General features: G+C 68.8%; 7 protein-coding genes. All 7 read right to left on the reverse strand.

The window, feature by feature from the left end:
• Positions 1 to 52 precede the first annotated feature (52 nt).
• The 7 genes from addA to ahcY all read right to left on the reverse strand — a co-directional run bounded on the left by addA (position 53) and on the right by ahcY (position 12,726).
• Positions 53 to 3,583 (reverse strand): double-strand break repair helicase AddA, encoded by a 3,531-nt coding sequence (gene addA / locus G9473_RS05910; protein WP_291137162.1) that lies wholly within the window; start codon positions 3,581 to 3,583, stop codon positions 53 to 55.
• Entirely contained in the window at positions 3,580 to 6,663 is a 3,084-nt protein-coding gene (gene addB, locus G9473_RS05915) for a double-strand break repair protein AddB (protein WP_291137165.1), read from the reverse strand. The genes addA and addB overlap by 4 nt, the downstream gene beginning before the upstream one ends.
• Before the next feature lie 8 nt (positions 6,664 to 6,671).
• Positions 6,672 to 7,400: a nucleotidyltransferase family protein gene (locus G9473_RS05920; protein ID WP_291137167.1), complete on the reverse strand. Its 729-nt coding sequence runs from the start codon at positions 7,398 to 7,400 to the stop codon at positions 6,672 to 6,674.
• On the reverse strand, positions 7,397 to 8,380 hold the full coding sequence (locus tag G9473_RS05925) for a phosphotransferase (protein WP_291137170.1): 984 nt from the start codon (positions 8,378 to 8,380) through the stop codon (positions 7,397 to 7,399). Before G9473_RS05925 ends, G9473_RS05920 begins: the two co-directional genes overlap by 4 nt.
• Positions 8,377 to 8,835, reverse strand: a complete 459-nt coding sequence (tsaE, locus tag G9473_RS05930) for a tRNA (adenosine(37)-N6)-threonylcarbamoyltransferase complex ATPase subunit type 1 TsaE (protein ID WP_291137174.1) — start codon at positions 8,833 to 8,835, stop codon at positions 8,377 to 8,379. Before tsaE ends, G9473_RS05925 begins: the two co-directional genes overlap by 4 nt.
• Positions 8,832 to 11,186, reverse strand: coding sequence for a PAS domain-containing sensor histidine kinase (locus G9473_RS05935; protein WP_291137177.1), 2,355 nt, complete (start codon positions 11,184 to 11,186; stop codon positions 8,832 to 8,834). The genes tsaE and G9473_RS05935 overlap by 4 nt, the downstream gene beginning before the upstream one ends.
• A 115-nt stretch (positions 11,187 to 11,301) precedes the next feature.
• Positions 11,302 to 12,726 carry an adenosylhomocysteinase gene (gene ahcY / locus G9473_RS05940; protein WP_291137180.1) on the reverse strand — a complete coding sequence of 475 codons (1,425 nt, stop codon included), beginning with the start codon at positions 12,724 to 12,726 and terminating at the stop codon, positions 11,302 to 11,304.
• Positions 12,727 to 12,834 lie beyond the last annotated feature (108 nt).

Consider the following 12,834-nt stretch of genomic DNA (forward strand, 5'->3'; position numbering starts at 1 on the left):
TCTCCTTCGAAGGGGGCTGTATCTTGTCAACCAAACTAGGGTCAATCCGCGCTCACTCAAGCCGCATCGGACGCGCGGACGGATAGCTTTCCTGCGCCTCGCCCAAGGCGTGCTTGAAAGGGGCGAGCGTTTCGCCCGGCAGGTCGATGAGTAGCGGAGCGTGGGTGTAGAGAACGCCTGCACGCACTGCGCGGCCCGGATATATCGCCTCGAGCGCGGCGACATAGGCCGCCATCTGCCGCAGAGTCGCCTCGGGCACTTCCTCGAGCCGCTCGGGCGGGCGGCGGGTCGTCTTGAAATCGACCACGGTGACGCGGGCCTCTTCGACCAGCAGGCGGTCGGCGGTCCCGGCCACCACGATCCCGCCGATGGTCGCGGCAAGCGGGACTTCGGCAAGCGCACGGGCCGAGAAGATCGCGGCGAAGTCCGGCTCGTCCAGCACGCGCAGGGCATCCGCCACCATTTCGGCGCGCAGGCTTTCATCGATGTCGCTCGCCTGGCGCGCGAGCCATGCGAGCGCGGCCTCCTCCTGCGCGCCGGGCGGAATATCGGGCAGGCGTTCGAGGAGACGGTGAATCAGCGTGCCGCGCCGCGCAGCGAGCGTGGCTCCCTCGGCCCCGCCCGGCCCTGCGGCCAGCGGCGGGTCGGGGCTCGCTTCCTCCCCTGCCCCGCTCGGCGCGAGCGGGCGCGGCGGGCGCGGTTCGGGACCTATAGGCACCTTCGCCCAAGCCGGGAGAACGTCGCCCATCCCGGCAGCGGCGGCATCGCTCGAAGCGAGCAGCGGCGCGGCCCGACGCCCGATCTCGCGCCGCGCGCCCCAGATGTCGTCGGCCAGCGCCTCGCCGTCGAACAGCGAGGCGAGCCGGGCATACCAGCTGTCCTCGGGCGGTCCTTTCTCCGCGTGCCTGGGCCCCAGCGAACCGCCGATGAACAGCGCCTCTTCGGCACGCGTCATGGCGACGTAGAGCAGCCGCCAGTGCTCCTGCATATCGGCGAGCTTGCTCCGCTCGGCCGCTTCGGCGACTCGCCCGCAGAGCTGGTCGCCGGTAAGGTCGGGCAACGGGACCATGCGTCCGGTCGGCTCGCCCAGGGGTATGTCCTCCAGCTCGAGATCGCCGCCCCTGCCCGGTTCCCCTGTGGCATCGGCAAGGACCACGATCGGCGCTTGCAGCCCCTTGGACCCGTGCACCGTCATCACCCGCACCTGTCCGCCGGATTCGCCCGAATCGCGCTTCAGGTCCGTGGCGCCCGCGTCGAACCATTCGAGGAAACCTGCAAGGCTCGGCACGTGGGCGCCCTCATAAGCGAAGGCGGCGTTCAGCACTTCATCGATTGGATCGTTGGCCTCGCGCCCGAGCCGGGCGACGAGCCTTTCCCGGCCCCGCCAGGGCCCGGTCAGCAGCCAGGACAGCAGCGCCTGCGGGGTCTGGAAATCGGCCAGCGCGAGAAGGTCGCGAAGCTTTTGCGCGCTCGCCGCAACGAAGGGGTCCGCGTGGCGCCGCAGGTGGTCCCACAAGAGCACGCCCGTATCGCGCACCGCGAAGGCAAGGAGGTCGTCCTGGCTCCACCCCATAAGCGGCGACACCAGCAGGTTCGCGAGCGAAAGGTCGTCCCCCGGCTGCGCGGCAAAACGCAGCGCTGCGAGCAGGTCGCGCACCGCGAGTGGTTCGCCGAGGCGCAGGCGGTCGACCCCGGCTACGGGCACGCCGCTGGCATAGAGCTTGGCGACGATCTGCGCGGCGAGATCCTTGCGCTTTCGCACCAGCACCATGACATCGCCCGGCTGCGCGTGCCGGGGCTTCTCGCCCTTTTCCAGCACGAAGGGCTCGTCGCCCTTGACCCACCGGGCGACCTGGGCTGCGATCTTCTCGGCGAGCAGCGTGTCGTGACGGGGCAGCCAGTCCTGTTCCTCGCCGCTTTCGTCGTCGCCCATCCGCTCGCCCAGCGCGTCCGCAGCGCGGACCGGTTGCCACATTGTGACGAGGCCCGCACGGTCCGCGCCCATGTGCTCGCCCGGTTCCTTGTCGAGCCCGAAGGCTTTGTATCCGAGCGCCGAAATTGCAGCATTGACGAAATCGAGCACGGGCTGAGAGGTCCGGAAGGACTGTCCGAGATCGAGATCGCGGAACTCCGGCATCCGCCGATTGGTCCGCGTGCTCTCGATACTGGACCGCGCGGCATCGATCCGGGCCCGCACGCGCTCCTTCGCGCGGGCGAAATTCTCCGGGCTCGTCCCCTGGAATCCGAAGATCGCCTGCTTGTAATCGCCCACCGTGAAGATCGTGCGCAGCCGGTCGCCATGTGCGCCCTCGCCGGAGAAGAAATCGTCGATCAGAGCATCGATGATATCCCATTGCGCGCGGTTCGTGTCCTGCGCCTCGTCGATCAGGATGTGGTCGAAGCGCCGGTCGAGCTTGTAGCGGATCCAGTCGGCGGACAGCGAACCGGACAGCAGCGCCGCGGCCTTGCGGATGAGGTCTTCGAATTCGAGCAGCCCCTCGCGCTCCTTGGCTTCGGCCCAACGGCGCGCAAAGGCGTGGCCGATGGTCAGCGCGTCATCGAGCAGCGCGGCAAGGCCGATGAGCGCGCAGCGTTCGCGGTAGAGCGCGAGCGCGTCGGCGATCTCCTGCTGACGCTCGGGAAGCTGCGGATCCTCCTTCGCCGGGGCCTTCATCTGGCGCGGTTCGCCTTTCTTCGTGAGGATGGTCTCGAAGAAGCGCGAAACGAGCCCCGCACGCGCCTCGGCCGGAGCGGCAAGCCAGCGCGGGATGAAGTCGGCGCAATCGCGCCCGGTCTGCGCCGTCCAAGCCTGCATCGTGGGGAGCATTGCGACAAGCTGGTGATCGGGAAAAATATCGGGATGGAGCACGTCCGCCGCCCATTGCTCGCCAGCGTCGGAGGGAATGCCGAGCAAGCTGCACACCCGTTCGCGCAAGGGCGGCTGCCAGCCGCCGGGCCCGTCCCACAATTCGCCCGCACTCGCGCAGCGCAGCAGCCAGTCGTGGAGCGCACCGGGATCCTTGCGCGTCACGAAATCGGCGATCGCATCCGTCAGGCGCGTCTCGCCCGACGCGCGCGCGTCCTCGAGCATTTCGGCGAGCACGTCGCGCGCAAGCAACTCGCGCGTGCGGTCGTCCATCGGCTGCGCGCCGGGCTGGAGCCCGGCTTCCTGCGGGAAGCTCGCGATCAGCCATTGCGAGAAGGCATGGATCGTGTCGATCCTGAGCCCGCCGCCGGGACAGTCGAGCACGCTTGCGAACAGCGTGCGCGCGCGTTCCTGCGTCGCCGGATCGATATCGGCGCCGAGGTGGTCGAGCTCGCGGGCGAGCGCGATCGCATCGAGCCGCACCCAGCGCGCGAGCACCGCGTTGATCCGGTTCGCCATTTCCGCCGCCCCCGCCTTGGTGAAGGTGAGGCACAGGATCTGCGAGGGATCGACTTCCTCGCGCAGCAGCAGACGCAGCACGCGCGCGGACAGCACCTGCGTCTTTCCCGTCCCCGCCGAGGCGGAAAGCCAGACATTGTCGCGCGGGTTCACCGCATCGCGCTGGTTGCCGGCAAGCGGGAAGACCTTGCCGCTCATGCGCCGCCCTCCCTCCCGTCGCCGTCGCCTTCACCGCCGGGTGCGAGCGAAACGATCCATTCCTCGAGCCGCATCAGCTGATCGTAGTCGTGATACCCTGGATAGTCCGGATTCTCGCGCGCCCGGAAAGGGTCATCGCCCCTGATGTAGCGGCGGATCGCTTCGCGGAGCCTTTCCTCATGGTGCGGCAGGAAATCCTCGGGCGGAACACCGGTTTTCATGCGCCCCGTCCTTACCGGCTCCTTCACATAGCCGAAGGCGGGTGGGCCATCCTTGCTGCGTTTGGAATCGCGGCCGAGCGACCAGTATTCGAAACGGGTCGCATCGCCGCTCACGCGGGTCTCGCCCATTTCGAACACGCCGTCGCGCGCGATCAGGCCGAGGATCCCCATCTGCAGGGCGAACCCCGCCTCGACCTGCGCCGCGCTGGGCGGGGTGCCGGTCTTGTAGTCGACGATCGCCAGCGTGCCGCCCGGCAGGCGGTCGATCCGGTCGGCGCGCCCGTGGACCGTTACGCCTTCGACTTCCATCGCACCTTTCGCCTCCCAAGCGGCGATGCTGCGCCCCTCCGCCGCGTCCGCCGCCATGCGCTCCTCGAACCAGCCAAGCGCAGCAAGGATGCGCGGCTGCCAGAGGCCGCGAAAGAGCGGATGGACTGCCGCTGCGGTAAAGCGCTCCTGCGCGAAAGCCACCAGTTTCACATCGGGCCGGCGGGCGCGTTCGGCGTGCCATGCCTCGAGTATTTCATGGACCAGCGTGCCGCGCAGAGCCGGGTCGCCGAAGGGATCTGCGCCGAGCGGGTCGAGCCGCGAGAGGCGCAGGATCTTCTGGGCGTAGAACTGGTAGGGATCGCCCAGGAGCCGGTCGAGCGCGGTCGCGCTGATCGACACCTTGCGTAGCTCCGCCGAGGGACGCGGTTCGGGCCTGGGTGCGGGCGGCACGGGTTCGGGCGCGCGGTCGAGCAGCGGGAGCAGCGCGGGGATGCGCGTCTCGCGGTGGCGTTCGACCAGTTTCTCGCCGAGCAGCGCCTCGGCCCTCAGCCAGAAGCGCGAAGGCAGGGTCGGCCCCTCGGCATCGCGCTGGGCGCGGCTGAGCACGACCTGCGGCGCGCCCATCGCCCCGGCAAGGTCGTGCGCGGCAAGCCCGATGCGGAACTCCGCCCCCGGAACGCCGAGCGCGCGCAGAATACCGGGCGCGAGCAGCGGGTCGGGCGAAGGCGGCTGCGGCCAGCTGCCCTCGTTGAGCCCGGCGCAGATGACGAGGTCGGCGCGAGCCATGCGCGCTTCGAGCAGGCCGTACACCGCAACCCTCGAGTGTCCGCCATAGGGCGGCCGCACCGCGATTTCATCCATCGCCTCGCGCATCACCTGAGGGAGGTCGCGCGCCGAAATGGGGGTTGCGCAGGCACGCGCGTCCATGCGCAGTTCCTCGACCATGGCAGCAAGGGCGCGTCCGTCCTCGTTCGCCCAGACGGAAAGGCCGCACAGTGCTTCGGCAACCTTTGCGGCGAGATCGAGCAGGTCGGCGAGCGGCAGCGCCTCCTCGCCGCTTTCGAGAGGCTCGAACAGGGGCGCGATCAGGCCCGCGGCCTCCTCCCACCATTCGCCCACGCCAGCCTTCAGAGCGGCGGCGCGCAGCGGGCCGAGGCCGGGCGCGAGAGTTTCGCGCCGCAGGCGATGGTCGAAACGGCGCAGCGCGGCGAGCCACGCGCGCCGCTCCTCGGCCGAGCCCGAGCGCACCAGCGGATGCGACAGCGCGGCGATGATCGGAAGCGGCGACGGCCCCTCGCCGAGCAACGCCGTGACCAGCCCGAAAAGCCGCCCCGCCGGGGTCAGCGAAAGCGGCCGCCCCGCGCTGTCGTCGGCCACGATGTTCCAGCGCGCGAGGTGCTGCACCACGCGCCGCGCAAGGCCCCGGTCGGCTGTGACGACAGCGATCCGCTTTTCCGGCTCCTCAAGCGCCTCGCGCACGAGCAAGGCGATCGCCTGCGCCTCTTCCTCGACCGTGGGAAGCGTCATCAGCCGCACCCCCGACAGGCGGCGTTGCTCGCTCGCAAGGTCGATCCACGCCCGGCTCGCCTCGGGCGGGAGAAATAGCGAGCTGATCGCGCGGCTGCGTTCCGGCTCGGCGGCGGCCATGCCCCGGCGATGCCAAGGACGCACCTCCTCGCGCGCCACGCCCATGCGTTCGAGCAACAGCTTGAGATGGTATTGCGGATGAGTGAGCGCGTCGCCGCGGGCGAAAATCTCGCCGCCCGGCTCGGGCGCGGCACCGGCCCGGCCCAGTTCGTCCCACGCGTCCTCGTCCATCGAAAGATCGAGATCGGGCAGGATCACCGCCCCGTTCGGCAGGTCGGCGATTGTCCGCAGCATCCGGGCAAGCGCAGGCGCGGCGCTGGTCACGCCGGCGGCGATGATCGGCGTATCGGGCGGCTCTTCACGCCAGCGCCGCGCGGCGCGCTCGAACAGCAGGTTGCGCCGCGTCGGCGCATCCACCGCGCCCAGCTCCTCAAGCCGGATGCGCCAGCGCGCCTGCACCCGCGCGAACAGGCGGAGCGAAGTCTGCCAATGGACTGCGAGATCGCCGAGCAAGTCCCTAATCGGTTCGCCCAGCAGATCTTCGGGCTCCTTCGCTTCGACCAGCAGGCGGTCCATCGTCCGCGCGATGTCCCGCGCAAGCCGCAGCCGCGCCGTTCCGGGCAGCGGCGGTTCGCCCATCCCGGCGCGTTCCTGCTCGATCAGCGCGGCAAGTTCGAGCCAGCGCCGCCCCGGTTCGATCGCGGGCGGAATGTCACCCGCACCCAGCGGGTCGAGCAGCGCACCCAGCGCCTCGTCGAGGTCGAGATCGCCCACTGTGACCATGCGCGGCATCAGCAGGCCGGCTTCGCCGTTCTCGCCGGCAAGGCGGATGAACGCCTCGGAAATGGTGCGCGCCGCGCGGCTCGAAGGCACGAGCAGCGTCAGGCGGGCAAGGCCGACCTCCGGTCGGCGGTAGCGCGGGACCAGCCCGGCGACGAGCGCATCGGCGAACCCGCGATGGGCTGCGATCGAATAGATGGATGGCCCCGGCCGCTCCCCCATGCGGCGGTTCAGCCGTCCCTCAATGCGGCTTCGGTCGGTGCGATGGCCTGCGGCGTGCCGACTTCGAACCATTGCCCGGTGAAGGCGAGGCCGAAGAGTCGCCCTTCCTCGATCGCTCTGTTCCAGAGGATGTTGGTCGAAAACGGCCCTTCCGGCGCATCGCGCAGAAGGCGGTGTGAGACGAGCTGGATGCCGGTGTAGATGAAGGGCGCGATCCGCCCCGCCCGGCGGCGCGAGAGAAGCCCGGCGGCGTCCATGTAGAAATCGCCCGGCCCGTCGAAATTGCTCGCGCGCACGTGCGGCACGACCAGCAACAGCGCGTCCATCGCTTCCGGGTCCCACCGCGCAGACAGGTCGGCAAAGGCGTTCTTCGGCCCGTCGAGCCAGATATTGTCGGCATTGAGACAAAAGAAGGGATCGGGAAGGTGCGCACGCGCGCGGACCAGCCCGCCGCCGGTTTCGAGCAATTGCGCGCGTTCGTCGGAGATCGTCACTTTAGGTGCCGCACGCTCGATCACGTGCGCCTCGAGCGCGTCGGCGAGGTAGTGGACATTGACCACCGCCCGTGCGACTCCCGCATCGGCGAGCCGATCAAGCGCGTGATCGATCAAGGGCTTGCCCGCCACGCGCACAAGCGGCTTGGGCTGGGCTGCGGTGAGCGGGCGCATCCGCTTGCCGAGGCCGGCGGCCATGACCATCGCGGTGTCGCTGGCGAGCGCGCCTCCCGACAGGCTCATGCGATCTTTCCCCCCTGCGCGCGGCGCACATCGCCCGGGATGTTCGCATCGAACCAGCGCGCCACCGGTGCCAGCGCGGGATGGGCGAGGTCGCGCTCCATCGCCTCCCACACGCGCGGGATCATGGCGAGGTAGCGCGGCTTGCGGTCGCGCTTCGCAAGTCGGGTGAAAATGCCGACGATCTTGGCGTTGCGCTGCGCGCCGAGCCGGGCGTAGTCGGCGCGGAAGTCGTCCTGCGCCCCGGTCGCCGCCGCATAGCGGTCGAGCATGGCGGCCTCGAGTGCGGCCGACACGTCGCGCCGCGCGTCCTGCAACAGCGAGACGAGGTCGTAGGCCGGATGCCCCACCAGCGCGTCCTGGAAATCGATCAGGCCCTGCGGCCCTCCGGACCGGCCGTCCAGCAGCATGATGTTCTCGGCATGATAGTCGCGCAACACCGTCACGCCGGGCTCCTGCCGGGCGAGCAGCGGCTCGAGCGCCTCGCGCCACGCGGCCTCGTGGCCCGCTTCGTCCACCGTGAGGCCCATTGCAGGCGCATACCATTCGGTGAACAGCCGCACTTCGCGCAGGTAGGCGTCCATGTCATAGGGCGCGAAGGGACCGGGGGGGAGGCGATGAAGCTGCACCAGCGCATCGACCGCCGCTTCGTAGGCCGCGCGCTCGTCGCCGGGACGGGCATCCAGCCAGTCGCGCATCCGGTCGTCGCCGAAATCCTCGAGCAGGACCCAGCCCGCCTCCGGCTCGGCGTGATGGATCGCGGGCGCACGCATCCCGTTCGCGGTAAGCCACGCCGCCACGTCGAGGAAAGGCACAGGGTCTTCGTGCGGGGGCGGCGCGTGCATCAGCATCGCGCGGCGCTCCCCGTCACGCAGGCGAAAATAGCGCCGGAACGAGGCATCGCCGGGAAGCGGCTCGATCGTCCCCCCGGCCCAGCCGGCCTCGGCGAGGAAATCATGCAGCCCGTCGGGAAGCGTCGTCATGGCATCCGTCCTAGCCAATCGCGCCCGGCTTTCACAGTCGCCACTCGCCCCGAATCCTCAGTTTCGAGCAGGATCGAGAGGCAAGCCGGTTCGTGGTCGAATCCGCCGGCGTTCGCGGGCCATTCGGCGATCAGCGCGGCACCCTCGCGGTAATCGTCGAGCCCGATCTCGGCGAGTTCGGAGGGGTCGTCGATGCGGTAGAAATCGGCGTGCGCCACCGGCACGGCAAGGGGTGGCGCGTCATAGGTCTCGACTATGGTGAAGGTCGGCGAGGGCACTTCTCCCTCGTGGCCGAGGCTCGCCAGGATCGCGCGGGCGAGCGTCGTCTTGCCCGCCCCGAGTCCGCCGGAAAGCGCAATCACGTCGCCCGCACGCAGAACGCGGGCAATGCGTTCGCCCAGACCCGCCATCGCGGCGAGGTCGGGAAGTTCGATGCGCGCCTCGGCTGCGCTCATGGCAACAGGATCGTCGCGGTCGTGCCCGCACCCTTGCGGCTCTCGATCGAGAGCGTCCCGCCATGCGCCTCGACCAGCTGTCGGGCGAGCGGCAGGCCGAGGCCGCTGCGTTTCTCGATCCTGCCTTCGTCGTCGGGCTTGAGCCCGTCGAGCGCACGGTCGAGATCGGTCTTGCTCATGCCGCTGCCATTGTCGCGCATGACGATCGAAGCGCTCCAGTCGTCGCTTTCGCCGGGCCTGGATATCTCGATGACGATCCGTCCACCCTCCGGCGTGGCCGCGATCGCGTTGTCGAGCAGGTTGCCCACCGCGCGCGCCAGCTGCCGCCGGTCGGCCATTACCTTGCGCCCGCGCCTTCCTTTGAGGTCGAGGCTCAGCCCCGCGCCGATGATCGCCTGCTCACGCTCGCGAACGACTTCGGTGAGAAGCGGGAGGAGGTCGATCTCTTCCTTGGTGATCGGCAGCAGGCCGGCCTCGGACTGCGAGAGGTCGAGCACGTTTTCGACCTGCTCGGTCAGGCGTTCGACAGCGGCAAGGATGGCATCGACATATTCGCCCGCCGCGCCGTCAAGCTCCTCGCCCGCGGCGCCGCTCTTCAGCATTTCGGCATAGCCGCCAATGGTAGTCAGCGGAGTGCGGAATTCGTAGCTCATGTTGGCGAGGAAGCGCGCCTTGACCGCATCCGCCTCCTCGAGCGCGCGGGCGCGTTCGCGCAGCGCCTGTTCGGCCTTCTGCGAATCGGTGATGTCGAGCACCGTGAGGAGGCCATTGCCGTCGGGCAGCGGCACCCCGGCGAACCGCAGGGTGCGCCCGTCCTTGAGCTCGGTCCGCCCGCCCTGCCCGCGCCGGTCGAGCGTCGCGGCGCGCACCACCGCGCCGATCTGCTCTGCCTCGGCCGGGCGCACGAGGTTCTCGGCGATGGCATCGAGCAGTTCCTGCGCGCCGGGATGGGTATCGAGGAATTCGGGAGTGAGCCCCCAGGTGCCGGCAAAGCTGCGGTTCCAGAGCTGGACCGAGCCGTCCGGGGCAAAAATCGCGAGCGCCTCGAAAAGACTGTCGAGCGTCGCCGTGCGGGTGCGCAGCAGCGTGTCGCGCGTGGCCGAAAGCGCAAGCTGTTCGGTGCGGTCCTCGGCTATCAGGACAAGCCCGCCGTCGGGCATCGGGTGGCCCACGATGCGCAGATGCGTGCCGCCGGGCAGGGGCCAGGCTTCCTCCTGCGTGGCAGGCTGGCCGAACCAGCCGACGTGCTCGCGCCGCCATTCGGGAAAATCGCGCACTTCGGGCGTGCGGCCGCGCTCGCGCGCGTCGGCGAGGAAGCGTTCGAAAGCGATCCGTTCGGATATGGCCTCCGCGCCGAGCCCGAACAGGCGCGTGAAAGGCAGGTTGGCGAAGACCAGGCGCTCGTTCCCGTCGAACTGCGCGACCCCGACCGACAGCTGATCGAGCATCGCGCGCTGCGCCTCGCGATAGGCGCGAAAAGCGCGTTCGACCTGCTGCTGTTCCTCGATGTCGATGGCATAACCCGCCACCCCCTCGCGCCCGAGCGGCAGGTCGCTGACCTTGAGCGAGCGGCGTTCACCGTGGATCGTCGCGGCGACGATGCGCTCGTTCTTCTCCTGCGCCTCGAGGCTGGCGCGGGCGATCTCGGCCGGGCTGCGCCCGTTCTCGGCCTCGAGCAGCTCCGCCTGCGCGGCGACGACCTTTTCCGCGCTCGCCGCACCGACGGCCTCCACATAAGCCTGGTTGACGAGCTGCAGTTTCATGTCGCTCGCCCGGAACCACATCGGCATCGGTGCGGCCTCGATCAGGCCGACGAGCGCGGCGAAATCCGCCTCGGCCCGCGTCGCCGCCGTGCGCAGGCGCGACAGTTCCGCCTCGCTTTCGGTGAAGTCGAATACCCACACCAGCGCCGCGCCGCCGGGCGAGACCTGTGGATCGGCGAGAGCGCCAGCGAAGGCAAGACTGCGACCCGAACCCGGCGGCGTCAGAGCGAGCTGGAAGGGGGCAGCGCTTTTCTGGGTGGTGCGAATCTTTTCGGACAGGGCCTCGAGTTGCTCGGGCGCGAGCCCCTCCCCTTTGCCCCGCGCAAGCTCGCTGAGGTAGCCCGGCATCTTTTCGAAACCGAGCCACCGCGCGAGCCGATCCGGGCCCTCGACGCGCCCATCGACCCGCACCAGCATCGGCACGGCGGGCGCAACATCAAGCAGGTGCTGCATCCGCTTCATGGATTTCTGCAGCGCGCGCATCCGCGTGGTCTTGGCGCTCGCCCGCAGGACGACCACCGCCGCGCCCACCGTCCATGCGGCGAGCAGCAATCCGATCAGGACCAGCGCGAGCGGGGTGAGTTCCATTCCTGCCAGCTATGCGGGGCGCGGCGAGGATGCAACTGGCGCCGCGCAGGGCGCGCATGAAAAAGCCCCCGCACGTCACCGCGCGAGGGCTTTTCGTCTAGCGCGGTGGGCGGGATCAGTAGCGGTAATGATCCGGCTTGAACGGGCCTTCGGCAGGCACGCCGATGTAGTCGGCCTGCTTCTGCGAAAGCTTGGTCAGTTCCACGCCGAGCTTCTCAAGGTGCAGCGCGGCGACCTTCTCGTCGAGATGCTTGGGCAGGACGTAGACGTCGTTCTCGTATTCGTCCGCCTTGGTGAACAGCTCGATCTGCGCGAGCGTCTGGTTGGTGAAGCTCGCGCTCATCACGAAGCTCGGGTGGCCGGTGGCGCAGCCGAGATTGACGAGCCGGCCCTTGGCAAGGACCAGCAGGCTCTTGCCGTCGGGCTTGGTCACCATGTCGGTGCCTTCCTTGATCTCCTTCCACTCGTAATTGTCGAGCGCGGAAATCTGGATCTCACTGTCGAAGTGGCCGATGTTGCACACGATCGCCATGTGCTTCATCGCCTTCATGTGTTCGCCGGTGATGACGTCCTCGTTGCCGGTGGCGGTCACGAAGATGTCGGCGCGCTTGACCGCTTCGTCCATCGAGACGACCTCGAAACCGTCCATCGCCGCCTGAAGCGCGCAGATCGGGTCGATTTCGGTGACCATCACGCGCGCACCGCCGTCACGCAAGCTCGCGGCCGAACCCTTGCCGACATCGCCATAGCCCGCGACGCAGGCGACCTTGCCGGCCAGCATCACGTCGGTCGCGCGGCGGATCGCGTCGACCAGCGATTCCTTGCAGCCGTAGAGGTTGTCGAATTTCGACTTGGTCACGCTGTCATTCACATTGATCGCCGGGAAAGGAAGCTTGCCCTGCTTGGCGATCTGATAGAGCCGCATGACGCCGGTGGTGGTCTCCTCGGACACGCCCTTCACGGTCTTGACGGTCTTGGTGAGATAGCCCGGCTTTTCCTTGACGAAAGCCTTCAATGCGCGCTGCATCTCGATTTCCTCGGCATTGGCGGGCGGCGGCATTTCCTCGCCCGCTTCGAGCCGCGCGCCCCACAGCGCGAACATGGTGGCGTCGCCGCCGTCGTCGAGAATCATGTTGGCGGTGAGATCGGGATCGCCTTCACTCGACCAGTCGAAGATGCGCCCGACATAGTCCCAGTAATCGGCAAGGCTCTCGCCCTTGATCGCGAAGACCGGAACGCCGCGATCGGCCATCGCGGCGGCGGCGTGGTCCTGGGTCGAGAAGATGTTGCAGGTCGCCCAGCGCACTTCGGCGCCGAGGTGGATCAGGGTCTCGATCAGCACCGCGGTCTGGATCGTCATGTGCAGGCTGCCGGTGATGCGCGCGCCCTTGAGCGGCTTGGCGCTGCCATATTCCTCGCGCAGGGCCATGAGGCCCGGCATTTCGGTCTCGGCAATGGCGATCTCGTCGCGGCCGAACTGGGCAAGGCCGATGTCCTTGATCTTGTATTCGATTGCGGGCGTTGCAGTGGCGGTTGCCATGAAGCGGTCTCCTTGGGACGGACTTTGGTTGACGTAGTGCATTCACTCCGCCGTCTTGGCGAGGCCCATAGCGAGGGCGGCGCATCGGGGCAATATAAAGTTATCTTT

The organism is Erythrobacter sp. (assembly GCF_011765465.1).
Lineage (GTDB): Bacteria > Pseudomonadota > Alphaproteobacteria > Sphingomonadales > Sphingomonadaceae > Erythrobacter.

Excerpts from the sequence above, each read along its gene's own strand:
- addA (WP_291137162.1), bottom strand. The coding sequence starts at position 3,583 with ATGAGCGGCAAGGTCTTCCCGCTTGCCGGCAACCAGCGCGATGCGGTG.
- addB (WP_291137165.1), bottom strand. The coding sequence starts at position 6,663 with ATGGGGGAGCGGCCGGGGCCATCCATCTATTCGATCGCAGCCCATCGC.
- G9473_RS05920 (WP_291137167.1), bottom strand. The coding sequence starts at position 7,400 with ATGAGCCTGTCGGGAGGCGCGCTCGCCAGCGACACCGCGATGGTCATG.
- G9473_RS05925 (WP_291137170.1), bottom strand. The coding sequence starts at position 8,380 with ATGACGACGCTTCCCGACGGGCTGCATGATTTCCTCGCCGAGGCCGGC.
- tsaE (WP_291137174.1), bottom strand. The coding sequence starts at position 8,835 with ATGAGCGCAGCCGAGGCGCGCATCGAACTTCCCGACCTCGCCGCGATG.
- G9473_RS05935 (WP_291137177.1), bottom strand. The coding sequence starts at position 11,186 with ATGGAACTCACCCCGCTCGCGCTGGTCCTGATCGGATTGCTGCTCGCC.
- ahcY (WP_291137180.1), bottom strand. The coding sequence starts at position 12,726 with ATGGCAACCGCCACTGCAACGCCCGCAATCGAATACAAGATCAAGGAC.